The following is a 26,364-nucleotide window of genomic DNA, read 5'->3' on the forward strand; positions in this document are numbered from 1 at the left end:
GGACCCCGGTCAATGCAGGTCAAATGGGACCCCGGCCCGGCACCGCAGCAGCGGCGCCGGGCCGGGGTCCTGTGCCGTTCCGGCGGAAGCCATGCGCCTGCTGGACCTGGCACGGGCTGCGCCCACCACTTGCCTCAGAGTTTCTTATGCTCAAGCCAATTTTGCATTAGAGTTCCTGTTTGCTTGCTACGCTCGGTATAGACGCTGAAGAGCGACGCTCCCAGCAAACAGAAAGGCGCCCGCTGACGATGACTACCACCGCTATCACCACCACTGCCCCGATCTCCGCCAGCTCCCCGGAGTGGCTGGAGCTCAAGGCTGCCGCCACCGCGCTGCAGGCCCTCCAGGTCCAGGACGGCTCCGTCCCGGAGACCGCCAGCCACGAGGCCGCCGCCGGGTATGTCCGCACCATCACGGACTCCATCAGCGCCCTCGCCCCGGCCCTCCCGCACGACGCCGGCTACCTCGGACTGCTGGTCACCGACTTCGCCCGCTGGGCCGACAGCGGCTTCGGCGTGCCCGACTTCCTGGACTCCCTGCAGGCATTCCAGCCGCAGCAGCACCGGGCGAACGGCCTGCAGCACCTGGTGGTCTTCCCGATGTACACGCAGAACGGCAGCAGCAACCGCCTGGTCGAAGCCGTGCTGATCGAAGTCATCTGGCCCGAGTTCATCGCCGGCCTGGAGCAGGGCGAATACTCCAACAGGCTCTTCGTCCCGATCCGCTTCCTCGACTTCACCCCCGGCTACAACACCAACTCCGCGGTGCTGTTCCCGGAGACCGTCGCCGTACGCGAAACACCCACCTTCACCTGGGGCGCCATCTTCGCCGACCGCGAGGCAGCCCGCTTCCGCCGCGTGCTGCGGGCCGCCGCAGACATCACCTCGCTGCAGCTGCCCGAGGACGCCGCAGCCCTGCTGGAAGACCAGGAGCTGACGCAGGAAACCTTCGTTATGTGGGACCTCATCCACGACCGCACCCACATGCGCGGGGACCTGCCGTTCGACCCGTTCATGATCAAGCAGCGCATGCCGTACTTCCTCTACTCGCTCGAGGAACTCCGCTGCGACCTGACCGCATTCCGCGAAGCGGTGAAGATCGAAAAGGACGAGGACGCCGACCCGGAGGCACGCCGGCACGCCAAACTGGTCCAGTACGCGGTCATCTTCGACCGGATCTTCCGCTTCGCCATCACCGGCAGCCGCGTCCGCAACTACGACGGCCTCGGCGGCCAGCTGCTCTTCGCCTGGATGCACCAGCACCACGTCCTGCACTGGACCGACAGCAAGCTCAGCATCGACTGGGACGAAGCCGCCGACGTCGTGGTTGAACTCGGCGCAAAGATCGAGGAGCTCTACTGGCGCTCGATCGACCGCCCGAAGATGGCGCACTGGCTGGCCGCGTACGATCTGATCTCCGGCACCCTCACACCCAACCCGGCGTCCGTCTGGGCCAAGGGGCCGGACGCGCTGCCGCTGGCCGGTCCCCCGCGCGGCCTGACCGACCAGGTCCTCGACGACGAATTCCCGCTGTCCATGTTCTACGAGGCCCTCGAAAAGAAGATGCGCCCCGTGATCGAATCCACCGCCGGCATCACCGGAACGACTGAGGCTGGCCCCTCCGCCGGCAGGGCGGCCGGCGCGGCAAACACGGCCATGAACGCCGGATGAGCACCGGACGCAGGCTGAACGTGCTGGTCACGGGCGGCAGCGGCCCCTCGGGGATCGCCGCCGCCCGTGCGCTGCGCAACGCCGGGCACAGGGTCTTCACGGTCGGTTCCGACGGGCCCCGGATCGAGGCGGCCGCCGCGGAAGCCGGCCCAGGCGTCACGCCGCTCGTCTGCGACCTCGCGGACCTGGCAGACGTCCGGTCACTGCACGCCACCATCCACGCCCTGCTCGCCGGGACAGGGGCCCCAGCCGACGGGACCCAGCCAGGCGCGGCCGAGTCGGGCTCGGCCGAGTCGGGCGCGGCCGAGTCGGGCGCGGCCGGAACAGGGGCACAGCCCGACGGAGCCGAGACAAGCGCGGCCGTCGACGGCGTCATCCACCTGGTTGGCGGCTGGCGCGGCGCCAAGGGCATCACGGACCAGAGCGACGAGGACTGGGAGTTCCTGGAACGCGGCGCCATCACCACGCTGCGGAACGTCACCCGGGTCTTCTACGACGACCTCGCCGCCTCGGACACCGGGCGCTTCGCCATGGTCTCCTCCACCGCCGTGGCCAAGCCGACGGCGGGCGGCGCCAGCTACGTGGCCGCCAAAGCCGCCGCCGAAGCGTGGACCCTGGCCGTCGCCGACGGCTTCCACCGCGCCCAGTCGGGCCGGAAGCAAGACACCTCGGAACAGCGCATCCCCACCGAACAGCACAGCGCCGCCGTGGTCTTCGTGGTGAAAGCCCTCGTGGACGCGGCCATGCGGGCGAAATCCCCGGACCGCGCCTTCCCCGGATTCACGGACGTGGAGGAACTGGCCGCTGCCGCCGTCGGACTCTTCGCCTCCCCCGCGGCGGACCTCAACGGCCAGCGGCTGCTGCTGGTTCCCGGGTCCGGGCACTGAGTCCAGGATGAACCTGGCCCCGGACCTCCTTAGACTGAAAGCGTGAGCAAATCGATGACAAGCACAGTTGAAACCGCCCCTGCCAGCACCGCGGTGCGGCTCCACGATCCCTCCGTCCGCGGTTTCGCCTCGGACAACTACTCAGGCGTCCACCCTGAGGTGCTGGCAGCCCTGGCCGCCGCCAACGGCGGCCACCAGGTCTCCTACGGCGAAGACGCCTACACCGCCCGGCTGCAGCAGCTGATGGAACGGCACTTCGGCGAAGGGATCGAATGCTTCCCGGTCTTCAACGGCACCGGCGCCAACGTGCTCTCGCTGCAGTCCCTGTTGCCGCGCTGGGGCGCCGTGGTCTGCGCCTCCACCGCCCACATCAACATGGACGAGAACGGCGCGCCGGAGCGGATCGGCGGCATCAAACTGCTCCAGGTCCCGACGGAAGACGGCAAGCTCACCCCCGAGCTGATCGACAAGGAAGCCTGGGGCTGGGGCGACGAGCACCGCGCGCAGCCGCTGGCCGTGTCCATCACCCAGACCACGGAACTTGGCACCTGCTACACGCCGGAGGAGGTCCGCGCCATCGCCGAGCATGTCCATTCCAAGGGCATGAAGCTGCACATGGACGGCGCCCGGCTGGCCAATGCCGCCGCCCACCTGAATGTGCCGCTGCGGGCGTTCACCCGCGACGCCGGCGTGGACATCCTCTCCTTCGGCGGCACCAAGAACGGCCTGCTTTTCGGCGAGGTCGTCGTCGCCCTGAACCCGGCGGCGGCCCAGGGGCTCATCTACCTGCGCAAGATGAACATGCAGCTGGCCTCCAAGATGCGGTTCATGTCCGCCCAGTTCATCGCCCTGCTCGAGGGCGACCTCTGGCTGCGTTCCGCCTCGCACGCCAACGCCATGGCGGCCCGGCTTCGTGCCGGCGTCGAGGCCATCCCCGGCGTCAAGTTGAGCCAGAAGACCGAGTCCAACGGCGTGTTCGCGATCCTGCCCGCCGGCGTGGCGGACCGGCTGCGCGAGTCGTTCCGGTTCTACGACTGGAACGAGGCGGCCCGCGAGGTCCGCTGGATGTGCTCCTTCGATACCACCGAGGACGACGTTGATACCTTCATCGCCGCCATCAAGCACGAGCTCGCGGCAGGCTGAACCAGGCGGCCGGACGACCGCCCTGCCCGCCCGGCGAAAGCCGGAGCGGGCGGCGGCGGCGAGCCTGCCGGGCTTGGCAGCGCCCCTTGCATAATCTTCCATTGTGAACGCACTCGATCAGGTTCCGGCAGATTTTCTCTTTGCCCTGGGTACCCTTCGGCAAGCACGAACCCGGAGTGAACTGCGCCTGGAGGAGATTCCGGCGCCCGCACGGCTGGCACCGTTCGCCGTCGCGCTCGGGGCGGAAGTCGTCGCCCCCGGCGAACCGACACCCTCCGGGGCGGTCCACGGCCCGGCGGCCGCGGCCCTGGCACGCGCAACCGGAAGCGACGACGTCGAGCTGGCCACCGGCCGCTTCATCCTGCTGCACGATCCCGACGGCTCTCCGGTCTGGGAGGGCGAATTCCGGATCGTCACCTACATCCGCGCCCAGCTGGAACCGGAAATGGGCAATGACGAAATGCTCGGCACCGTCGCCTGGGCGTGGCTCGTCGAAGCCCTCGAAAGCCACGCCGCGCCGTACCGCTCCGCCGGCGGCACCGCAACGCGGGTGCTTTCCGAAAGCTTCGGAACCCTCGCGGACCGGCCCAACTCGATCGACATCGAGCTCCGGGCCTCCTGGACGCCGGCCACCCCCGACATCACCTCGCACCTCGAGGCGTGGTCGGACATGGTCGGCACCTTTGCCGGCCTTCCCCCGCTGCCCGAAGGCGTCACTCCGCTGCCGCGCTGGCGCCGGGGACAGGGCTGAGTTGGAATCCGCGCCCCGCGGAAATCAGCCGCGTTTTAGCGAAGGCGCGGCCCCCAGCACCGTGTTGTCGGTAAACTGAACTCATCATGACCCCTCATATTCCGGAAATCACCACGGCCGGCGCCGTGCAAAGCAAAACCGTGCAAAGCAAAACAGAGGCCGCTGACACGACAGCCCACATCGCGGTGGACGGCTTCGACAGCCTGGTCCCCGAGGTCATCGACCTCGATGCCCCCCGCGACGGCGTGCCGCTCGTCATTGAAACCCCGTCCGGGCTGGCACGCTGCGCCGCGGCCCTCGCCGCGGGCCACGGCCCCGCGGGCGTGGACGCGGAACGCGCTTCCGGTTTCCGCTACGGCCAGCGCGCCTTCCTGGTCCAGATCCGCCGCGAAGGTTCCGGAACCTGGCTGATCGACCCGGAACCCTTCGAAAACCTCGGCATCGTCAACGACGCCCTGCGCGGAGTCGAATGGATCCTGCACGCCGCCAGCCAAGACCTGCCCTGCCTCTCCGAACTCGGCATGTGGCCGGACAAACTCTTTGACACCGAGCTCGCCGCCCGCCTCGCCGGGCTGCCCCGCGTCGGACTCGCCGCGGTGATCGAACAGCTGCTGGGCTTTGGCCTCGCGAAGGAACACTCCGCCGCCGACTGGTCCACCCGGCCGCTGCCGGAACCCTGGCTGCGCTACGCGGCCCTCGACGTCGAGGTCCTCACCGAACTGCGCGAGGAACTCATCGAGCTCCTCGTGGCCGACGGCAAGCTGGACTACGCCGAACAGGAATTCGCCGCCATCCTCGAAGCCGGCCAGGCCCCTCCCCGCGTGGACCCGTGGCGCAAAACCTCCGGGCTGCACCAGATCCGCGACCGCCGCCAGCTGGCGGCAGTCCGCGAACTGTGGCTCGAGCGCGACTCCCTGGCCCAGAAGCGCGACGTCGCGCCCGGCCGGCTGATCCCCGACTCCGCCCTCGTCGCCGCAGCCAAGGCCATGCCCACCACCGTGCCGCAGCTGCTCGGCACCAAGGGCTTCCACGGCCGCGCAGCGCAACGTGAGGCGCCGCGTTGGCTGCGCTGCATCAGCACCGCCCGGAGCCTCGAGGAACTCCCGCCCCTGCACCTGCCCACCAACGCTCCCCCGCCCCCGCGCGTGTGGGCCGACCGGGACCCGGAGGCGGCCGCCCGGCTCGCCACCGCCCGGCCCCTGCTGCAGGCCAAGGCCGAGGAACTGAACATGCCGGTGGAGAACCTGCTGACGCCGGACTACCTTCGCCGCGTCTCCTGGCGTCCGCCGCTGGAGCCCAGCGAGGAAGGCATCGCGGAGGAACTGGCGAACCTGGGTGCCCGCCAGTGGCAGATTGAACTCGTCGCACCGCTGATCGCCGAAGCGTTCCTGAACCCGCAGCCGCTGCCCGCCAAGGAAGCCAAAGCGGTGCCTGACGCAGTTGCCGCCGCCACAGCGTCCGACGCGACAGCCGGGGCGGCGCCAGACACGGCGCACTAGGCGCCGGGCCGGCTCGAGCTCCGGCTCCTGCTCCTGCTCCGGGCCCAGGCTCAGGCTCAGGCTCAGGCCAAGCTCCAGGCGGGCGGCTCCAGGCCGAAGCCCGGGCCCAAGCCCAGCCCGCGGAACTTCCGGCGGCGCGCCACCCGACTCCTTGCCAGCTATGTTACCGGCGAGTAACATGTTGTCTGATGTCGCCCGGAAGCCTGCTGCCCCTGACGCTTTGCGCCCGGGGCACGGATCCGGCACCCATGTCTCGATGAGGAGTAACACGTGAGCCAGCCCCGCCCCAGCGAAGAACACAGCAGCGGACAACGCAGCAGCGCGAATCCCCGTGCCATCCGCGAGGTCGTCTTCGTCGACGGCGTCCGCACCCCCTTCGGCCGGGCCGGCGAGAAGGGCATCTACGCAGGCACGCGCGCCGATGACCTCGTCGTCAAATGCATCCGAGAACTGATGCGCCGCAACCCGTCCCTGCCGGCCGAACGGATCGACGAAGTCGCCGTCGCGGCGACGACGCAGACCGGCGACCAGGGCCTGACCATCGGCCGCACCGCCGCCCTGCTGGCCGGACTACCGCGGACCGTGCCGGGCTTTGCGATCGACCGGATGTGCGCCGGTGCCATGACGGCCGTCACCACCACGGCAAGCGGGATCGGCTTCGGCGCCTATGACGTCGTGATCGCCGGCGGCGTGGAGCACATGGGCAACCACCCCATGGGCGCCGGCGCGGACCCCAATCCGCGCTTCATGTCCGAACGGATCGTGGACCCGGCCGCCCTGAACATGGGCAACACCGCAGAAAACCTGCACGACCGCTTCCCGGCCATCACCAAGTCCCGGACCGACGCGTACGCCGTCGCCTCCCAGGACAAACTGGCCGCGGCCTACGCCCAGGGCCAGATCCAGCCGGACCTGGTGCCCGTCGCCACGATGAAGCCGGGCCAGGGCTGGACCGTGAACACGGTGGATGAGCCGCCGCGCCCGGGCACCTCGGTGGAAGACCTCGCCGCGCTGAAGACCCCGTTCCGCGCCCACGGCCGGGTCACGGCGGGAAACGCCGCCGGCCTCAACGACGGCGCCACCGCCGCCCTGCTGGCCTCCGCCGACGCCGCCGAGGAACTTGGCCTGCCGGTGAAGATGCGGCTGGTCAGTTACGCCTTCGCCGGCGTCGAACCGGAAGCCATGGGCATCGGCCCGGTCCCGGCCACCGAAAAGGCCCTCAAGAACGCCGGGCTGGGCATCGCGGACATCGGACTGTTCGAAATCAACGAGGCCTTCGCCGTCCAGGTGCTCAGTTTCCTGGACCATTTCGGCATCGCGGATGACGACCCCCGCGTCAACCGCTATGGCGGGGCGATCGCCGTCGGGCATCCCCTCGCCTCCTCCGGCGTGCGGCTGATGAACCAGCTGGCCCGCCAGTTCGAGGAGGACCCCACGGTCCGCTTCGGCATGACGACAATGTGCATTGGCCTGGGCATGGGCGCCACCGTGATCTGGGAAAACCCGCACCACGCCGACTACAGCCTTGCCCTCCACCAAGCCCCCGCCACTGGCACTGCCCCCACCACCACCGAGACTGGAGCCGCAGCATGAGCGCCGCAGATTTCCGCAAGCTTGCCGACCTCTTCCCGAACGAGACCGTCACCCACTCCTACGTCCAGGACATTGAGTTGCCGGCCGTTGACGGCCGGAGCCCCGGCACCTTCGCCCTGGTCACGCTGGATAACGGCCTGGACCATTCCAAGCCCACCACCCTGGGTCCGAACACCCTGGTCGAGCTCGGCACCGTCCTGGAAGGGCTCAAGGAGCGCGCCGCCCGCGGCGAGATCGTGGGCGTGGGCGTCACCGGGAAGCCCTACTTCCTCGTCGCCGGCGCCGACCTGTCCACGGTGAAGTCGATCACCGGCCGGGAGCACGGGCTCTGGATGGCCCAGCTCGGCCACGACGTCTACGGCACCCTGGCGGACCTGGGAGTCCCCAGCTTCGCTTTCATCAACGGAGTGGCCCTGGGCGGCGGGCTGGAGATCGCCCTGCAGTCCACCTACCGCACGGTGTCCACCGGCGCTGGCGCGCTGGCCCTGCCCGAGGCGTTCATCGGCCTCATCCCGGGCTGGGGCGGCGTGTACATCCTGCCGCGGCTGATCGGCCCCGAAAACGCCGTCAAGGTGATGATCGAGAACCCGCTCAGCAACAACCGCACCCTCACCGGGCCGCAGGCCTTCAAACTCGGTGTCGCGGACGCCCTGTTCGAGCCGGCCGACTTCGTGGAGCAGTCCGTCGCCTGGGCCGCGCAGGTCATCGCCGGCGCCGTGACCCCGGAACGTGCCAACGCCGTCGATCCTGCCGCCCCGGAGGTCGCTGGCCGCTGGGCCGCCGCCATCGCCGCCGGACGGTCCCTCGTGGAGGCCCGGACCTCCAACGCCTCCCCGGCGCCGGCCAAGGTCCTCGAGGTCATGGAAGCAAACCGGACGCTGACACAGGCCCAGTCCGCGGAACTGGAATGCGAAACCCTCGCGGACCTGATGCAGACCGATGAATTCCGCTCCACCGTCTACGCCTTCCTGGACCTCGTGCAGCGCCGGTCCAAGCGCCCCGCCGGCGCCCCCGACCGCAAGCTCGCCCGTCCGGTGACCAAGATCGGCGTCGTCGGCGCAGGCCTGATGGCCGGCCAGCTCGCGCTGCTCTTCGCCCGCCAGCTTAAGGTGCCCGTGGTGATGACGGACATCGACCAGGCCCGTGTGGACAAGGGCGTGGGCTACGTGCACGCCGAGGTGGACAAATTGCTGCAGAAGGGCCGGATCAGCCCCGACGCCGCCAACCGGACCCGGGCGCTCGTCACGGGATCCGTGTCGAAGGAGGTCTTCGCCGACGCCGACTTCGTCATCGAGGCGGTCTTCGAGGAGCTCAACGTCAAGAAGCAGGTCTTCAAGGAGGTCGAGGCCATCGTTTCACCCGAGTGCATCCTCGCCACCAACACCTCCTCGCTGTCCGTCACCGCCATGGCCGGGGACCTGGAGCACCCGGAGCGCCTGATCGGCTTCCACTTCTTCAACCCCGTCGCCGTGATGCCGCTGCTGGAGATCGTCCGCGCGCCGAAGACCGACGACGCCGTGCTCGCCACCGCGTTCGAGCTCGCCAAGGGGCTCAAGAAGTCCGCCGTGCTCGTCAAGGACGCCCCGGCGTTCGTGGTTAACCGCCTCCTGCTGCGCCTCATGGGCGAAGTGACGGCCGCGTTCGACGAGGGCACCCCCGCCGACGTCGCGGACAACGCGCTGCGCCCGATGGGCCTGCCGATGACACCTTTCGTCCTCGGCGCCATGGTGGGGCTGCCCGTTGCCCAGCACGTCCAGGAATCCCTGCACGCGGCGTTCCCCGGCCGCTTCACGGTCTCGCAGAACCTGCAGAAGCTGATCGACAATGGGGTGAAGTCCATCTGGGCCGCACCCAACGGGACGCCGGAGCAGGGTCCGGACGGCAAACCGTTCATCCCCGCCGAGACGCTGGCGCTGATGTCGTTCGGCAACACACCGTCCACCGGCGAGGAGGTGCTGCGCCGCACCCAGGACGCCCTCGCCGAGGAGATCGGGCTCATGCTGGACGAAGGCGTGGTGGCCGGTCCCGAGGATATTGACCTCTGCATGATCCTCGGCGCGCGGTGGCCGATGTTCCTCGGCGGCATCACCCCGTACCTTGACCGGGTGGGCGCCTCCGAACGGGTCAACGGCAGGAAGTTCCTGGCACCCGGCGTGGCGTCCGAACCGGCCGCCTGAGCCGCGCCCGCACCGGCAACTGCGCCGCTGTCCGCACCTGAACCGGGGTGCGGGCGGCGGCGCAGCCGTGTCAGGATCCGTGGCACGTGTCAGGATCCGAATATGCGGCCAGGATCCCGGGGCATGTGTCAGGATCCGGCTGTACCTGTCAGGATCCGCTGGTGGCGGCCGGAGCGACCTCGGCGCCGCGGCGTAAGTATCGCTTGGCAGAGGGGCGCCAGAGGAGTACCGCAGCGGCCAGGCTCCCGAGGAGCGGCAGCCCCTGGGAGAAGACCGTCAGGAGGATGGCCGTCAGCACTCCGGCCTCGGCTACCGCGCTCCCGGCGGGCACATTTGAATAGGCGGCGATCGTAGCCAGCACAACGAGGGTGAGACCAACCGCCGGGATGGCGGTGGCGACCCTCCGGACGACCGGCTTTCCCCGCCGGACCGCCATCGCGCAGGCGAGGTTTGCAACAGCCGCGGACGCCAGAGTCAGATAGAGCACCAGCGCCGGAGTCGTCTTCGCCTCAGTACCGATGCTTTCCGACAGGAGGAGCAGCCCCAGAGCTGCCTCCAGTGCGGCGATAACGCCGGAGGCAACCAGGATCCGGACCGCCGCCAGCACGGCCGCCGGCATGCGGTCGGAGGCGGCCGAACCGGCGGGTGCCTCAAGCGCGGGTGCACCTCCGGCGGCGAAATACGCGTTGGCCGGCGGCAGCCACATGAGCACCGTGGCAAGAACCGCAATGACGACGACCGCGCCGACTGTGGAGAGCAGCACCTCCCACCATGGCACCGCAGTTGCGGACGGGTCGCCCAGCCAGTAGAAGAATGCCGGAAGAATCACCGTGTACGCCGACAGCACAATGCGTGCCGGCCGCCGGCCCTGCCTCAGGAGCACGGAGCACACAATGCCCGTAACAAAGACGGCTGCACCGCCAACGTAGAACACCAGGGTCGGGAGGTACATCTCCGGTTCGAGCATCCCGCCCATTACCTGAAGGAGGAGGAGCCGCAGCAGCGACCAGACGGCGCCGACTGCCCCGACCAGCAGCCAGATCCCGGACGAAATCGTCAGGACGGCCGGAACCCCGGTAATTGCGGCAGTGCCTGCTTTAGTGACCATGGCCCCATGCTCACCCACCCGGCGGCTCCCCGGTAGGGTCCCAAGCCCCCTGCCCGTCAGGCTTCCCGCAGGCACCCGCCATCGAGCTCGAGGACCCGGTGCGCCGCGGCCCTGGCGTAGGCGGCATCATGGGTGACCAGGACGACGGCGGCGCCCCGCGCCGCCGCGGCAGATACGGCGTGGTCCAGCCGCTCGAGGCCATGCCGGTCCAGTCCCACGGTGGGCTCGTCCAGGGCGAGCACGGCCGGCCCGCGGGCCAGGACAGTGGCGAGGGCGAGCAGCCGCTGCTTCGAGGCGGGCAATTCGGCCGGGTGGGTGGCGGCCTCCCGGGACAGCCCGACGGTCTCCAGTGCCTCGTGGGCCAGGGCGCCGGCTTCCCTTCCGTGCAGCCGCCGCAGGCCGAAGCTGACTTCACGCAGGACCGTCCGCTCGAACAGCTGGTCGCGGGGGTGCTGGAAGAGCAGCCCCACCGAAGCGGCCACCCTGCCTGTCGGGAGACCGGCGATGCTTTTTCCGGCGACCCGTACCGTCCCCGTGTCCGGACGGAGCAGTCCGTTGAAATGGCGCAGCAGCGTTGATTTGCCCGCCCCGTTCCTGCCGGTGACGGCCACGATCTCCCCCGGCCGCACCGTGAGTCCCAGATCCCGCAACAGCGGCTCACCCGCAGTTCCGCCGGCCCCGGGGAAGCCAAACCCGACGCCCTCCAGCTCCAGCACCGGGACTGCGTCCGGTACCGGGCCCTGGGCCCGGACGGCGGGCACGGTGTTGGTGACCGCGGGCAGCACCGTCCCGGTCCAGGCGAGTTCCGCTGACCGGACCAGCGCCCGGGGGGTGCCGGCGGCGGTGGCGGTGCCACCGTCAAGGACGATCCAGTGCGCGGCGGAGCGTGCGAGGCCGTCGGCTGCCTGGCTCAGCACCACGACGGCGGTGCCGGCGGCAGTGAGCCGGCGGATCAGGCCCCGGACCTCGATGACACCCGCGGCGTCCAGGGACGCCAGGGGTTCGTCCAGGACCAGCACCGCGGGTCCGGTGATGACGGCGCAGGCAATGGCCAGCCGGCGCAGTTCCCCGCCGGACAGGGTGGCGGGATCCCGGCCCAGGAGCGCTGTGAGGCCGGTCAGGTCGGCGATAGCGGCCACGTCGCGGAACATTCTGGCCCTCGGGGTCCCGCGGTTTTCCAGGCCGAAGGCAAGTTCCTCGGCGACGGTGGAGCGGACCGTGGAGAGTATGGCGGCCGCATCCTGGGGGACGTAGCCCACCCGGTCCGACCATGCGGCGGGGTTGATCCGGGGATCGTCCTCGCCGCCCCGGAACTCCAGCAGTTCCCCGGCCAGTGCGAGCGAACCCCTGAGCCGTCCGGCCGGTCCGGGCCGGAGCCAGCCGGCCAGCAGCTTGCCGAAGGTGGTCTTCCCGCTGCCGGAACCGCCCAGGACCGCCGTGAGGGTTCCCGGCCGCGCGCTGAAATCCACGTCCCGCAGGGCGGGGGCCGTCCCGCCGTGGAAGCTGAAGCTGCCGATCCGGGCGGCAAGGACGGCGCCAGCCATCGGGTCAGTGGCCATCGTGCCGGCGGGATCTGGAGTGGCCATCGTGCCGGCGGGATCTGGAGTGGCCATCGTGCCGTCGGGGTCAGGAGTGGTCACGAGGGCCCAGCTGCCGGCCAGGAGGCCGCGAGGCGGAGGGCCACGGCTGCGGCGGCGAGCAGCAGCAGCGCGGCCCGGAACCGGCGCCCGACGGGAGGGTCGGCCACCTCGCGGTAGCTGGTCCGGGGGCCCGGGCCGCCGAAGCCGCGTGCTTCCAGGGCCTGGGCCCGGCTCCCGGAGTCCTCAATAAGGCCCAGCACCAGGGGGACCATCTGCAGCCGTACCCCGGCGAGCCGGGACAGCACGCCGCCGCGGAGCACCAGCCCGCGCGCCTCCTGTGCTGCCCTGATGTTGTCCAGCCTGCCGGCCATGGCCGGCAGGAGGGTGAGCGCGGAGGCGAGGACGAAGCCGAACTGCGGCGGCAGCCCCCGCCCGGCCAGCGCCGCCACAAGGTCGGGGGCGCTCACGGTGAAGGAAAAAAGCAGCAGCACCATAACGCAGGCGCCCGTGCGGGTGCCCGACTCGAGGGCGAAGGCGAGGCCTTCGGCCGTGACGCGCGCCGGGCCCCATGCGGCCAGGACGGTGCGGCCCTCCGGGAAAAAGAGCCCATGCAGCATCAGCAGCGACAACCCCAGCGGGAGCAGGACCGCCGCAGCCGCCGCCAGCACACGGCGGCCAACGCCGGCGCGCACGGCCAGCACGGCTGCCGCGAGGCCGACCGCGAGGGACAGCGGCCAGGCGCCTGCCGCCGTCGTGATCACGGCAATGCACCCCGCGGCCGTCAGCGACGTCAGCGGGTGAAGGGTGGAGGGCATTCCGGTGGGGGTCCGCTTCAGGCTTCGGGCGTTTCCGGAGCCTTGCCGGCGAGCACCCGGTAGCGCCGGACGAACGGGAACTGGATGGTGGTGCGGCGCGGCAGCGCGTAGACCAGCATCGCGGCGATGGCGAAGACGATGGCCTTGTCCATCGGGTCCGAGACCAGCGCTTGCTTGGTGATGGCTGCGAGCAGGGTGTCGCCCATGGCGCGGAAGGCGCTGACGAGCGCTCCTGTGCCGACGCCCGCGGTGCCGCCAAAGACGAAGGCTGCGATCGGGGCGGAGACGACGCCGGCGAGGATGCCGGTGACGAAGCCGGCCACGGGTGCCAGGTAGAAGCGGCGGAAGAGCCCGCCGCGGGCGGCCAGGCCTGCCAGGAAACCGATCAGCGCTGCGCCGGCGGCGAAGGGCAGCACGGTCGGGTTGAAGAAGGACCACACGATGCTGCTGAGGGCGCCAGTCGCGGCTCCCGCGGCCGGCCCGGCGAGCACTGCGATCAGCACCGTGCCGATGGCATCGAAGTAGAACGGCAGACCGGTGCTGCCCATGAGCTGGCCCAGGACCACATTCAGGACCAGCGCCACCGGCATCAGCACCAGCGTGGACGTGGGGAGGACCGGAAGCGCCGCGGCGACCAGCAGCACGGCGCCGAGGAAGAACCCACCCAGGGCCACGAGCGCGGAGAAGCTGGCCGGGCCGTTGGCGATGTCCGCCGGCTGGGCCAGGACAAGAAAGACGTAAGTGCCCGCGATCGCAGCGGCACCGGCGAGTTCGAGCACGCGGCGGTTGCGCCGCGCTCTGGCTGTGCCGGCGGCGGAGCCGGCGCCGGACCCGGGGCCGTCAGCGGGGAGGGTCAGGGACTGCTGTGACATGGGGGTGGTCCTTCGGTGGGGGCTGCAACGTCCGCCTATGTCACCTCGGCGCAGCTACCATCCTAACCAGTTGCGGACGTCCCGGCGGACGGAATTCGCCGCGCCAGCGCCCCGACCGAGGAAATCAGCTCCGTGAAGCAACGTTCGGGGTCGTTGGAGGAGACGATCCGGGCGTTGGGCGGCAGTCCCCAGAGACCGCGGAAGTCCGCGACGGTGGTGCCGATCAGCAGGGGCGAGCCGGTTTCGACGTCGACGGTGGCCAGGCGGGCGGTGAACGGGGTGCGTCCGATGGCGGCGCAGGCTGCGAAGGCGTCATGCATGTGGGCAACAAAGCCCTGCTCATAGAGCCGGTGGAACTCCATGTAGAACCGGATCGCGTCGGACAGGCAGGCCACGAGCGGGTTCGCTGAGCTGCTGCGCAGGCCCTCCGGCTGCTCGGGGAGGACCAGTTCCGGCCCCGCCCCGGCGGCCTCGCCGAGGCGCCGCAGGTGTCCTGGCAGCATTTCAATCCGCTCCGTCGTTTCCAGCGCGCACACCAGCGGCAGCTTGTCCTCCGGCAGTCCGCGGTACGCTGCGAAGACCTCCTTGGCCGCGTGCGGGTCCACCGAGACGTTCCATTCCGCCGTCGGCGTGGTGTTGCCCTGGTAGTAGAAGCTCCCTCCCATGATGACGAGGCCCTTGAGCAGCCGCGGCAGTTCCGGTTCGCGGCGCAGTGCGAGGGCGAAGTTGGTCAGCGGGCCGGTGATCAGCCCGGTGATCTTCCCCGGGTGCGCCCGGACTTCCTCCACCCAGACGTCGACGGCGTGGCGCGGCGAGATCTGCTGTGCGGGCGCCGGAAGTTCGGCGTAGCCGATCCCCTGCGGCCCGTGCGTCTCCTCGGTGGTGACCAGCGGGATTTCCAACGGCACCTCGGCACCGATCGCCACTTCGACGCCCTGCCGCCCGCACAGCTGAAGCAGTGCCAGGTTGTTGAGCGCTACCTGGCGGGCACCAACATTGCCGGCCGTGCAGGTGATGGCCTGGAGGTGGACCTCCGGCCGGGACAGCAGGTAGACGAGGGCCAGGGCGTCGTCGATGCCGGTGTCGACGTCCATCAGCACGGTCTGCGCCGGGGCGGCCGGCTCAGGAAGCTCCATCTAGAACAGTGCCACCTTCGGTGTGCGCGGGAAGAGGTCGTCGAGTTCGGCAAGTTCGGCGGCGCTGGGGATCCAGGCCACGGCGGCGGCGTTCTGCCGGACCTGCTCGGGCCGGGTGGCGCCGGCAATGACGCTGCTGACCGAGGGCTGGGCCGCGAGCCAGGAGAACGCCACCTGGATCTCCGTCAGGCCCCGTTCGGCGGCGAAGGCGCTGAAGGCACCGAGCTGCTCCCAGTCGGCGTCGTGCACAAGGTTGGTGCGGGTGTGGCTGAGGCGCGAGCCCTCGGGGGCGGTGTCCTTGGCATACTTGCCGGTCAGCAGCCCGTTGGCGAGCGGGAAGTACGGCAGGACGCCCAGGCCGTAGGCTTCGGCGGCGGGCGTGACCTCGAGCTCGGCGCGGCGGTCCAGCAGGTTGTAGTGGTTCTGGCTGGAGATGAAGCGTGCTCCCCCGCGGGCGCGGGCCACGAATTCGGCCTCGGCGATCTGCCAGCCGGCGCGGTTGGAGTGGCCGATGTAGCGGACCTTGCCGCTGGTGACGAGTTCGTCGAGGGCGGCGAGAGTCTCCTCGATCGGGGTCAGCGGGTCGGGAGTGTGGAACTGGTAGAGGTCGATCCAGTCTGTCCCGAGGCGGCGCAGCGAGGCTTCGGCGGCCTTGATGATGTAGCGGCGGGAGCCGCGGGCGCCGAAATCGTTGCCGTTGGTCCCGCGCATGTCCAGGCCGAATTTCGTGGCGACGACGGCGTCGTCGCGGCGGCCCTGCAACGCCCTGCCCAGCATTGTCTCGCTGAGGCCCGGCTCCCGGCCGTAGCTGTCGGCGACGTCGAAGAAGGTGATTCCGGCGTCCATGGCCGCATGCACGACGGCGTCGGTCCCCTGCTGTGACTCGGTCGCCGTACTGGAACGGCCCAGGTTGTTGCAGCCAAGTCCTACGACGGAGACGGTCAGTCCGGAATTTCCTACGCGGCGGTATTCAGTCATGGGGTTCAGCCTATAACGGCCAGGCGCGGCCCCCGGCAGGCCCGGCAGCCGGCGTTTGGCCGGCCGGCCGGGACCGGGACGGCTATCCCGCGGGCAGTTGCCGGCCGGGACCGGGACGGCTATCCCGCGGGCAGTTCGAGCCCTCGTTCGTCCAGGGCATCCTCAAGCTGCGCCAGGGTCCGCGGGCAGATGCCGTGCATCCGCCCCAGGCCCAGCCGTCCCAGCGCCGCCACCTGCTCAAGGGTCTCTACCCCCGCGTGGGCGAGGGACCGGCGGGCCGGGGCAGCGATCCCCCGGGGCAGCGGCGTACGGCCTGGTTCAAAGGATTGTGCAGCCATGTGGAAACCCTTCCAGTCGATGTCCCCCCCAAACTGATGTGAAACGCGCCGGTGGAACCGTTGGAGCTAGAGCGTGAAGCTGTTGGCCGGCTTCGGGGCGTACTTGAGCTTAAAGGACGTCTCGCCGAAGGCGGCGGCGCCGATGCTCAGTTTGGTGAAGTCGAGGTCCTCGCCGCGGATGCAGACCTTGATGGCATTGACGGCCTTGTTGACGTCCGGGGTGAGGATGAAGATGTTGAGCTTGGAGTCGGAGAATTCCGAGCGGTCCACAACCCCGAGTCCGCGCCAGGCAAGGTGGCTGATGAGGGCGTCCTTGGCCTTTTCCTCAAGGTAGCGGTCCCGGTCCGTGCCGCCCTTGGTCTTCAGGGCGTACTGGGCCACTACCCAGGACTGCTCCTCCTCGGGGATTTCGGCGAACCCGTCTTCGGCGCACTGCACGGCGAAGGCGTCCATCAGGCCCTCAGCAGCAGCGGCGTCGGCGACGTCGGTCTCGTCGGTCTTGCTCTGGTGCCCCACGACGCCGTGGTTCATCACGAACTGGCTGTAATCCTCGTCGAACCAGGCCTCCCTGAACTCGAGGACCCCTTCGTCGTTGCGTTTGTAAACCCGGATAATTCCGCTCATGCCCGTCCTCTCCTGAACCATTCGCGGTCTGAGCCGTCGAAAGGTGGCTGTTGTGCCTTGACGGCCTGGTAAAGCTGGTCCGATGCGGCGCTGATCCGGTCCACCACGTCAGCGGGGTAGTCCATTTCGATCCGGTGCGTGGCGAACTCGTCCTCGTCGTCCACGTACACCCCGCGGTCCGCGGTCCGGATCACGTCCAGGTCCATGTCGATCAGGTGGAACTCGGTGACGCCCGGCCGGATCGTCCTCCACCCGTGCTCCGTCGCCAGATCCACATAGACCTGGACCCCGTCGGGATGGGCCTCGTCGTAGAAGGTCGCCACGTACTCGCCGGAGCGCGGGACCAGCAGCACGGCGTCGGATGCGGCGTAGAACGCCGCGCCCGGGCGGGAGCAGAACTCGTTGGTGCCCTGGAAGATCCACCAGCCGTGGGCGTCCTCGCCGAGGTAGGTTCCGGGCACCACCCAGTGGGCCTTGCCGTTCCATTTCCGGTTCCGGGAGACCACGAGGTCGCCCGGTGCCAGGTCCTTGGGAGCCCTCACAGGGATCCTCACAGGATCGGCAGGCTGCCGGTGCTGGGATGTTCCTGGCCGGGGAGGGGACGCGCGAACGGCACCTTGGTTCCCAGGACCTGCGCCACGACGTCGTGCGTGATCTGCTGCGCGGTCAGGCCGACCCGTTCCAGGACCTGCTTGCGGGTTCCATGGTCCAGGAACTCCACCGGGAGGCCGACCTCGTTGAGGGCGGTGTCCACCCCGGCGGCCCGCATTTCCTGGCGGATCCGGGAGCCGACGCCGCCGGCGCGGACCCCGTCCTCGATGCAGATCACGAGGCGGTGGTGGGAGGCGAGGGCGATGATGGATTTGCGGACCGGCAGGAGCCAGCGGGGATCCACCACAGTGGAGCTGATGCCCTGCGCGCCGAGCCGGTTTGAAACATCCAGCGCGAGTTCGGACATCGAGCCGACGCTGACAATCAGCACGTCGTTTTCGCTGGAGCCGGCGGGGCGGCGTGCCAGCACGTCAACACCGTCGCTGAGCCGCTCGATGGCCTCGACCTCGGCCCCCACAGTGCCCTTGGAGTAGCGGATCACACTCGGGGCGTCCTCGATGGCGACCGCCTCACGCAGTTCCTCGCGGAGCCGGGTGGCGTCGCGGGGCGCGGCCAGGTGCAGCCCGGGAACGATCTGGACCATGGCCATGTCCCACATGCCGTGGTGGCTGGGGCCGTCGGGTCCGGTGACGCCGGCGCGGTCCAAGACGACGGTGACCCCGGCCTTGTGCAGGGCGACGTCCATCAGGAGCTGGTCGAAGGCGCGGTTGAGGAAGGTTGCGTAGACCGCCACGACGGGGTGCAATCCCCCGAAGGCCATGCCGGCGGCCGAGGTGAGGGCGTGCTGTTCGGCGATGCCGACGTCGAACACCCGCTCCGGGTGGCGCGCGGCGAACTTATGCAGCCCGACGGGGATCAGCATCGCGCCGGTGATGCCCACGATGTCGTTCCGCTCGTCCGCGATGTCGGCGATCTCGTCCGCGAAGACGGCGGTCCAGGACTTCGCGCCGCCGGCCTCGGTGGGCTCGCCGGTCTCGGGGTCGATGATGCCGACGGCGTGGAACTGGTCCGCCTCGTGCGCACGGGCGGGCGCGTAGCCGTGGCCCTTTTCGGTCATGGCGTGCACGATCACGGGGCCGGCATAGTTCTTGGCAGTGGAGAGCGCATGCTCCATGGCCTGGAGGTCGTGACCGTCCACGGGCCCGATGTACTTCATCCCGAGATCCTCGAACATGCCCTGCGGCGCCCACCAGTCCTTGATGCCCTTTTTCATGGCATGCAGGCTGCGGTATGTGAACTGGCCCGCGGGGCCGCCGTTTTGCAGCCGGCGTTTCCACAGGTCCAGCGTGCCCTCGTAGGCCGGGGCGGCGCGGAGCGAATCGATCGTGGGGCGCAGCGAGGCAAGGTAATCCGCGAAACCGCCGACCGTCGGGGCATAGGAGCGGCCGTTGTCGTTGACCACGATCACGACGCGGCGCTTCTTGTCCGCGGCAATGTTGTTGATGGCCTCCCAGGCCATGCCCCCGGTCAGCGCGCCGTCACCAACAATGGCGATGACGTACCGGTCGCCGTCGCCGGTGAGCTGGCGGGCGCGGGAGATCCCGTCCGCCCAGGACAGCGAGGAGGAGGCGTGGGAGCTTTCGACGATGTCGTGCTCGGACTCGGCGCGGTCCGGGTAGCCGGACATTCCGCCCTGCTGGCGCAGGGTGCTGAAGTCCTGGCGCCCGGTGAGGAGCTTGTGCACGTAGGACTGGTGCCCGGTGTCGAAGACGATGCTGTCGCGGGGGGAATCGAAGATCCGGTGGACCGCGATGGTGAGTTCGACGACGCCGAGGTTCGGGCCCAGGTGCCCGCCCGTCTGGGAGACATTGCCGATCAGGAAGTCCCTGACCTCGGCTGCCAGCTGATCCAGCTGCGCCTCTGACAACTTGCTCAGGTCCTGCGGATTCCGGATGGTCTCCAAGATTCCCAACGGCCCCTCCTTCGGGTGGTAGACATGCCTTTTAACTCTAACGCCTCCGGAGTAGCCCCGGTGCCGGGACGCGTACCTAACGGGTCCGGAACACAGACCAGCCGGATCACGGACAGACGGATCACGGACGGAACGCGAAAGCCCCGGCCGGTGTGGGACCGGCCGGGGCTTTCGCGTCTGGCAACTGTTCCTCCCTGCGGGAGGATCCCTCCGCTAGTTAGCGGAGATCTGGCGCAGCACGTACTGCAGGATGCCGCCGTTGCGGTAGTAGTCGGCCTCGCCCGGGGTGTCGATGCGCAGGACCGCATCGAACGAGGTGACGGTGCCGTCTTCGGCCGTTGCGGTGACCTTGAGCGTCTTCGGCGTGGTGCCCTCGTTCAGGGCAGTGACGCCCTCAACTGCGAAGGTCTCCGTGCCGGTCAGCCCGAGGCTGGCAGCGTTCTGCCCGGCCGGGTACTGCAGGGGCAGGACGCCCATGCCGATCAGGTTGGAGCGGTGGATCCGCTCGTAGCTTTCGGCCACGACGGCCTTGACACCCAGGAGGGCGGTGCCCTTGGCAGCCCAGTCACGGGATGAGCCGGAACCGTACTCCTTGCCGGCCAGGACGACCAGCGGGATGCCGGCGGCCTGGTAGTTCTGCGCGGCGTCGTAGACGTAGGCCTGCGGGCCGTCGGCCTGGGTGAAGTCGCGGGTGAAGCCACCCTCGACGCCGTCCAGGATCTGGTTCTTGATCCGGATGTTCGCGAACGTTCCGCGGATCATGACCTCGTGGTTGCCACGGCGTGAGCCGTAGGAGTTGAAGTCCTTGCGCTCCACACCGTTGGCCAGCAGGTACTGCCCGGCCGGGGTGTCCGACTTGAAGGACCCTGCCGGTGAGATGTGGTCCGTGGTGACGGAATCGCCGAGCTTCAACAGCACACGCGCGCCGGTGATGTCCTCAACGGGCTCCGGCGTTGCCTTCATCCCGTCGAAGTACGGGGGCTTCCGGACGTAGGTGGACTTCGGATCCCAGGCGAAGGTGTCGCCGGCCGGGGTGGAGAGTGCCTTCCAGCGGTCGTCGCCTTCGAACACGCCTTCGTAACCGCGGGCGAACATATCCTTGTCGATCGAGGAATCGATGACCTGCTGGACCTCGACCGGGTTCGGCCAGATGTCCTTCAGGAAGACGTCGTTGCCGGCCTCGTCCTGGCCCAGCGCGTCGGCCTCGAAGTCGAAGTCCATGGTGCCGGCCAGGGCGTAAGCGATGACCAGCGGCGGGGAGGCCAGGTAGTTCATCTTCACGTCCGGGTTGATCCGGCCTTCGAAGTTGCGGTTACCGGACAGCACGGCGGTCACGGAAAGGTCGTTGGCCTGGATGGCCTCGGAAATTTCGGCGTCGAGCGGGCCGGAGTTGCCGATGCAGGTCGCGCAGCCGTAACCGACGATGTAGAAGCCGAGCTTCTCCAGGTACGGGGTCAGGCCCGACTTGTTGTAGTAGTCGGTGACAACCTTGGACCCGGGAGCCACGGAGGTCTTGACCCACGGCTTCGAGGTCAGGCCCTTGTCGACGGCGTTGCGGGCCAGCAGTGCAGCGGCCAGCATCACGGACGGGTTGGACGTGTTGGTGCAGGAGGTGATCGAGGCGATCGACACCGCGCCGTGGTCCAGTTCGAACTCGCGGCCGTCTGCGGTCTTGACGCTGACCTTGGTGGACGGGCGGCCGTCGGACGTCGGGCCGTGCGCGTGCGGGGCCTCGTCGGTCAGGTGAGTGCCGGAAGCGGTGAACGACGGCGCATCCGAAGCGGGGAAGCTTTCGTCAATCGCCTCGTCCAGGCTGCCGTCGACCAGCTCTTCCTTCACGTAGTTGCGCAGGTCCTGGCGGAACTGGTCCTTGGACTCGGTGAGGATGATGCGGTCCTGCGGGCGCTTCGGGCCGGAAATCGACGGGACAACCGTCGACAGGTCCAGCTCGAGGTACTCGGAGAACTTGATCTCCTTGGAAGGATCGTGCCAGAGGCCCTGTTCCTTCGCGTAGGACTCCACGAGGGCAACATTCTCGTCCGAGCGGCCGGTGAGGCGCAGGTAGTCGAGGGTCACGTCGTCGATCGGGAACATGGCGGCCGTGGAGCCGAACTCCGGGCTCATGTTGCCGATGGTGGCGCGGTTGGCCAGCGGCACAGCCGCGACGCCTTCGCCGTAGAACTCGACGAACTTGCCGACCACACCGTGCTTGCGCAGCTGCTCGGTGATGGTCAGGACAACGTCGGTGGCGGTCGCGCCGGCCGGGATGGACCCGGTCAGCTTGAAGCCCACGACGCGCGGGATCAGCATGGAGACCGGCTGGCCAAGCATGGCTGCCTCGGCCTCGATGCCGCCGACGCCCCAGCCCAGCACACCCAGGCCGTTGACCATGGTGGTGTGCGAGTCGGTGCCGACGCAGGTGTCCGGGTAGGCCCGGACAACGCCATCAATTTCGCGGGTCATGACGGTGCGGGCCAGGTACTCGATGTTGACCTGGTGCACGATGCCGGTTCCCGGCGGGACGACCTTGAAGTCGTCGAACGCTGTCTGGCCCCACCGCAGGAACTGGTACCGCTCGCCGTTGCGCTGGTACTCGATCTCCATGTTGCGCTCCAGTGCGCCGGAGTTGCCGAAGGCGTCGATCTGCACGGAGTGGTCGATCACCATTTCGGCGGGTGCCAGCGGGTTGACCCGCTTGGGGTCCCCGCCCAGTTCCTTGACTGCTTCACGCATGGTGGCAAGGTCCACAACGCAGGGCACGCCAGTGAAGTCCTGCATGATCACGCGCGCCGGCGTGAACTGGATTTCAGTGTCGGGCTCGGCGCTGGGATCCCAGCCGGCCAGTGCTCGGACGTGATCGGCCGTAATGTTGGCGCCGTCCTCGGTCCTCAACAGGTTTTCAAGCAATACCTTGAGGCTGAACGGAAGGTTTTCTGCACCTTCAACGGAGTTCAACCGGAAAATTTCGTATTCGGTACCGGCTACATTAAGTTTGCCTTTTGAACCGAAGCTGTCCACAATGCTCATCGCAGGACTCCTCTCGCAACAGTTTCATCTTTGTCGCGCCGCAGACCCCTTGCTAGTTAGGGGGCCCTAACTAGTGCTTGGCCTTGTTCACACAAGGTTCGGTACTTAGGTGCAGGAGGTCAGCCGTGATTACGGAGCGCGACGTCGGACTACTCCGCCCATCCTAGTGGCCTCAGGCCCGGGGAGTCAGTAGCGCCACAGTCTCCATGTGGTGGGTATGCGGGTACAGGTCGAAGGCGCGCAGACCCGACAGCTCCCAGCCGGACTGCTGGAAGTAGCCCACGTCGCGGGCAAAGGACGCCGGATCGCAGGACACATAGGCCACGGCACGGGGTCCTGCCCCGACCAGCTGGGTCACGACCGCCTTGCCGGCGCCCGCCCGGGGCGGGTCCAGCAGGATGGCGTCGAACGTGCGCGCGCTCTCGCGCAGGACGCGTTCCACCCGGCCCTGGACGATCTCGACTTGGGGTGCGTCATGCAGGTTCTTGCGCGCGTCCCGGCTGGTGCCGGGTGATCCTTCCACGGACAGCACGGACCCGGTGACACCCACGGCGTCGGCGAGCGGCGCCGTGAGCAGGCCCGCCCCGGCATAAAGGTCCGCCACCGCGGCGCCCGGTTCCAGGAAGCCGCCCTCCCGCAGGAAACCGGTCACGGCGCCGGCAAGGGTGTCCGGGCCGTCCCGGTGGATCTGCCAGAAACCGTCGCCGGTGACCCGGAAGTCATGGCCGGCGGCGGTCTCCTGGACGTAGGTGCGTCCGCGCAGCCGCAGCACTTCGCCCTTGACCGGATCGAAGCTGGCCACCGAGACGTCCTCGGGCAGCTGTGCGAGGACCGCGCTGAGCCGCTTGGCCCGGGTTCCCTCGGCCGGGACCAGGAGCACGAGCGGCCGGGAGCCGTTGGCCGGGGCGGCGACCTCAATGCGGTCGATGCCCTGCAGGTCGATGTCCCAGAGCCGGAGGGCGTTGATGGCGTCCACGGCCAGGGGCATCTCCCGGACCGGGAGGACCGTGTCGGAGCGGTGGGCGTGCATGCCGAGCTTTCCGGCGGGGGTCACGGCGAAACCGGCCCGGGTACGCCAGGCGAGGCCCGCCGTCGTGCCGGAATCCCCCACGGCTTCAACGGTGAGCTGCTCCCCCAGGGCCTGAAGGTCGACGCCGGCCAGGCGTCGCAGCTGTTCGGCCAGCACCTCGGCCTTGAGGCTGCGCTGGCGTGCGAGGGCAATGTGCCCGAGTTCGGCGCCTCCCACCGGCGGGTGGCGGTGCGACCAGGAGCGCGCCGAATCGGCCAGGTCCCAGAAGTGCTCCACCCGGTCCGGGGAAGGCTCCAGGACTTCCACGACGTCGCCGCGCCAGAACTTGGCCTCCGGGCCGGACTCCGTGAGCCGGATCCGGACTTTCTCGCCGGGGATGCCGTGGCGGACAAACACCACACGCCCCTCGTGGCGGGCCACGCAGTGCCCGCCGTGGGCGACCGGGCCGACGTCGACGGTCAGTTCGGTGTGGGGTTGGGTCTGGGTGTCGGAGCTCATTGGATGTCCTGCAGTCTCTTGGCTTCTTCGGATGATTTCAGCTGCCACGGCACACTGGCGACCATGACGCCCGGCTCGAAGTGCAGCCGGGTCTTGATGCGCAGCGCCGTCTGGTTGTGGACCAGTTGCTCCCACCACTTGCCCACGACGTACTCGGGGATGTAGACGACGATCAGGTCGCGGGGCGAATCGCGGCGCATGTTCGTGATGTACTCCATGATCGGCGTCACCGTTTCGCGGAACGGGCTGGCCAGCACCGTCAAGGGCACCGGGATTTCCAGCTTCTCCCAGTCAGCGACTGTCTGTTCGGTCTCTTCGCTGCTGATGTCCACGGTGATGGCGTCCAGCCGCGACGGACGTGACGCGCGGGCATAGGCCAGCGCCCGGAGCACCGGCTTGCGGACGTGCGAGACGAGCAGCACCGCGTGCACGCGGGTGGGCAGCGCCCGGGGGGAGCTGTCCTCGCCCACCGCGAGTTCCTTGGCCACATTGTCGTAGTGCGCCCGGATGCTCCACATGATCAGGAACAGGATGAACATGGCCAGCAGCGCGATCCAGGCGCCCTGCTCGAACTTGGTGATCAGGACGATCACCAGGACCAGCCCGGTCATGCCGAAGCCGATCGTGTTGATGATGCGTGATTTGAGCATGCGCAGCTTGACGGCGGGGTCCTTGGCAAGCTTCAGCTCCCGCCCCCAGTGCCGGATCATGCCGAGCTGGCTCATGGTGAAGGAGATGAAGACGCCCACGATGTAGAGCTGGATGAGCTTGGTGACGTCGGCGTCGAACGCGATGATCAGCACCAGGGCGCCGGCGGCCAGGGCCAGGACGCCGTTGCTGAAGGCCAGCCGGTCCCCGCGGGTGCGCAGCTGCCGGGGCAGGTAACCATCCTGGGCGAGGATCGAGCCGAGGACGGGGAAACCGTTGAATGCCGTGTTGGAGGCGAAAACCAGGATCACGCCGGTCGCGGCGACCACGATGTAGAACGGGAGGGAGCCTTCGCCGAAGATGGTCTGGGCGATCTGGCTGATCGCCGGATTCTGGATGTACCCCTCGGGAAGCGGCTTGCCGTCCAGCAGGAACTCCTTGGCCGGGTCCAGCACGATGTGCACTTTGGTGGCGTTGGCCAGGTAGATGATGCCCGCGAGCATGGAGGCCGCGATCACGCCCAGCAGCAGCAGCGTGGTGGCCGCATTCTTGCTCTTGGGCTTCTTGAAGTTCGGCACCCCGTTGCTGATCGCCTCGACACCGGTCAGGGCCGCGGCGCCCGAGGAGAAGGCGCGCAGCAGCAGGAACGCGCCGGCGAGCCCGGTCAGTCCCTCGTCGAAGCCCGCCGCGGGAACAATCGTGAAGGCCGCCGACGGCGCCTGGCCCAGCTGGCCGGTGGAGGCCTGGAAGACGCCGATCGCGGTCATGCCGAGAATGGACGCCATAAAAATGTATGTGGGGACGGCGAAAACGCTGCCGGCTTCCTTGATGCCGCGCAGGTTCACTATCGCCAGGACCACAACGCCGATCGTCGCGATGAGGGCCCGCTGATCATGCAGCGAGGGAACCGCGGTCGTCAGGTAGGCGGCGGCCGAGGACATCGACACCGCCACCGTCAGCACGTAGTCGACCAGCAGCGCGGAGGCGACGGTGAGCCCGGCATATTTGCCGAGGTTCTCGTTCGCGATCTCGTAGTCGCCGCCGCCGGAGGGGTAGGCGTGGACGTTCTGGCGGTAGGACGCAACCACGGTCAGCAGCACCACCATGACGGCCAGGCCCACCCAGGGCGAGAACGCGACGGCGCTGACACCGGCCAGGGCCAGGGTCAGGAGGATTTCATCCGGCGCGTACGCCACGGAGGACAGCGCGTCGGAGGCGAAAACGGGCAGGGCGATCCGTTTGGGAAGCAGGGTGTGAGCCAGGCTGTCGTTCCGGAACGGCCTGCCTACCAGCACCCGCTTCACGGCATTGAAAATTGTCGGCACCACACAAAGCTAGTCGGATTCGGACGCGATGTCATGACGGCGCCGATCCCCGCCGTTCAGGCGCCGCCCCGCCGACCGCCCGGCGGGCAGGGGTGTCCGTCGCTGCGCAGGTAGAGTTTTACCCAGCAGCAGACACCAAAG

Annotated in this window: 20 protein-coding genes; 7 read left to right on the plus strand and 13 right to left on the minus strand. The window is 68.9% G+C overall.

From position 1 onward, the window contains the following. Positions 1-248 precede the first annotated feature (248 nt). The 7 genes from AC1MFL_RS01520 (at position 249) to AC1MFL_RS01550 (ending at position 9,720) form a co-directional block, all read left to right on the plus strand. Complete coding sequence (locus AC1MFL_RS01520; RefSeq protein ID WP_479812887.1) at positions 249-1,670, plus strand: DUF6421 family protein; 1,422 nt, start codon at positions 249-251, stop codon at positions 1,668-1,670. Further along, positions 1,667-2,557 (plus strand): SDR family NAD(P)-dependent oxidoreductase, encoded by an 891-nt coding sequence (locus AC1MFL_RS01525; RefSeq protein WP_479812889.1) that lies wholly within the window; start codon positions 1,667-1,669, stop codon positions 2,555-2,557. The genes AC1MFL_RS01520 and AC1MFL_RS01525 overlap by 4 nt, the downstream gene beginning before the upstream one ends. A gap of 54 nt (positions 2,558-2,611) precedes the next feature. Continuing rightward, entirely contained in the window at positions 2,612-3,700 is a 1,089-nt protein-coding gene (locus AC1MFL_RS01530; protein ID WP_479815255.1) for a threonine aldolase family protein, read from the plus strand. 100 nt (positions 3,701-3,800) lie between these two features. After that, positions 3,801-4,451 (plus strand): DUF3000 domain-containing protein, encoded by a 651-nt coding sequence (locus AC1MFL_RS01535; protein WP_479815257.1) that lies wholly within the window; start codon positions 3,801-3,803, stop codon positions 4,449-4,451. Positions 4,452-4,537: 86 nt separating this feature from the next. Further along, complete coding sequence (locus AC1MFL_RS01540) at positions 4,538-5,950, plus strand: HRDC domain-containing protein (RefSeq protein WP_479812891.1); 1,413 nt, start codon at positions 4,538-4,540, stop codon at positions 5,948-5,950. Positions 5,951-6,286: 336 nt separating this feature from the next. Continuing rightward, a complete protein-coding gene (locus AC1MFL_RS01545; RefSeq protein WP_479815259.1) occupies positions 6,287-7,543 on the plus strand; it encodes a thiolase family protein in 1,257 nt (418 codons plus the stop codon). After that, on the plus strand, positions 7,540-9,720 hold the full coding sequence (locus AC1MFL_RS01550) for a 3-hydroxyacyl-CoA dehydrogenase NAD-binding domain-containing protein (RefSeq protein WP_479812892.1): 2,181 nt from the start codon (positions 7,540-7,542) through the stop codon (positions 9,718-9,720). The genes AC1MFL_RS01545 and AC1MFL_RS01550 overlap by 4 nt, the downstream gene beginning before the upstream one ends. Positions 9,721-9,868: 148 nt before the next feature. On the opposite strand, the gene AC1MFL_RS01555 is transcribed toward AC1MFL_RS01550, so the two are convergent. The 13 genes from AC1MFL_RS01555 to AC1MFL_RS01615 form a co-directional block, all read right to left on the minus strand. Continuing rightward, complete coding sequence (locus tag AC1MFL_RS01555) at positions 9,869-10,828, minus strand: hypothetical protein (RefSeq protein WP_479812894.1); 960 nt, start codon at positions 10,826-10,828, stop codon at positions 9,869-9,871. 56 nt (positions 10,829-10,884) lie between these two features. After that, positions 10,885-12,468: an ABC transporter ATP-binding protein gene (locus tag AC1MFL_RS01560; RefSeq protein WP_479812896.1), complete on the minus strand. Its 1,584-nt coding sequence runs from the start codon at positions 12,466-12,468 to the stop codon at positions 10,885-10,887. Beyond that, positions 12,465-13,223 carry an energy-coupling factor transporter transmembrane component T gene (locus AC1MFL_RS01565; RefSeq protein WP_479812898.1) on the minus strand — a complete coding sequence of 253 codons (759 nt, stop codon included), beginning with the start codon at positions 13,221-13,223 and terminating at the stop codon, positions 12,465-12,467. The genes AC1MFL_RS01560 and AC1MFL_RS01565 overlap by 4 nt, the downstream gene beginning before the upstream one ends. A gap of 17 nt (positions 13,224-13,240) precedes the next feature. Further along, positions 13,241-14,095 carry an ECF transporter S component gene (locus tag AC1MFL_RS01570; RefSeq protein WP_479812900.1) on the minus strand — a complete coding sequence of 285 codons (855 nt, stop codon included), beginning with the start codon at positions 14,093-14,095 and terminating at the stop codon, positions 13,241-13,243. A 62-nt stretch (positions 14,096-14,157) separates the two neighbouring features. After that, positions 14,158-15,231, minus strand: coding sequence for a nucleoside hydrolase (locus AC1MFL_RS01575; protein WP_479812902.1), 1,074 nt, complete (start codon positions 15,229-15,231; stop codon positions 14,158-14,160). Next, positions 15,232-16,209 (minus strand): aldo/keto reductase, encoded by a 978-nt coding sequence (locus AC1MFL_RS01580; protein ID WP_479812904.1) that lies wholly within the window; start codon positions 16,207-16,209, stop codon positions 15,232-15,234. Positions 16,210-16,328: 119 nt separating this feature from the next. Beyond that, positions 16,329-16,547, minus strand: coding sequence for a helix-hairpin-helix domain-containing protein (locus tag AC1MFL_RS01585; RefSeq protein WP_479812906.1), 219 nt, complete (start codon positions 16,545-16,547; stop codon positions 16,329-16,331). 66 nt (positions 16,548-16,613) lie between these two features. Further along, positions 16,614-17,171, minus strand: a complete 558-nt coding sequence (locus tag AC1MFL_RS01590; RefSeq protein WP_479812908.1) for a hypothetical protein — start codon at positions 17,169-17,171, stop codon at positions 16,614-16,616. Beyond that, positions 17,168-17,713 (minus strand): DUF402 domain-containing protein, encoded by a 546-nt coding sequence (locus AC1MFL_RS01595; protein WP_479812910.1) that lies wholly within the window; start codon positions 17,711-17,713, stop codon positions 17,168-17,170. Before AC1MFL_RS01595 ends, AC1MFL_RS01590 begins: the two co-directional genes overlap by 4 nt. 8 nt (positions 17,714-17,721) lie before the next feature. Further along, positions 17,722-19,695: a 1-deoxy-D-xylulose-5-phosphate synthase gene (gene dxs / locus AC1MFL_RS01600; RefSeq protein WP_479812912.1), complete on the minus strand. Its 1,974-nt coding sequence runs from the start codon at positions 19,693-19,695 to the stop codon at positions 17,722-17,724. Between the two features lie 213 nt (positions 19,696-19,908). Further along, positions 19,909-22,722 carry an aconitate hydratase gene (locus AC1MFL_RS01605; protein ID WP_479812914.1) on the minus strand — a complete coding sequence of 938 codons (2,814 nt, stop codon included), beginning with the start codon at positions 22,720-22,722 and terminating at the stop codon, positions 19,909-19,911. Positions 22,723-22,894: 172 nt separating this feature from the next. Further along, positions 22,895-24,250 carry a class I SAM-dependent RNA methyltransferase gene (locus AC1MFL_RS01610; RefSeq protein ID WP_479812916.1) on the minus strand — a complete coding sequence of 452 codons (1,356 nt, stop codon included), beginning with the start codon at positions 24,248-24,250 and terminating at the stop codon, positions 22,895-22,897. Then, entirely contained in the window at positions 24,247-26,223 is a 1,977-nt protein-coding gene (locus AC1MFL_RS01615; protein WP_479812918.1) for an APC family permease, read from the minus strand. Before AC1MFL_RS01615 ends, AC1MFL_RS01610 begins: the two co-directional genes overlap by 4 nt. Positions 26,224-26,364 lie beyond the last annotated feature (141 nt).

It is taken from the genome of Arthrobacter sp. BG3 (genome assembly GCF_056680185.1).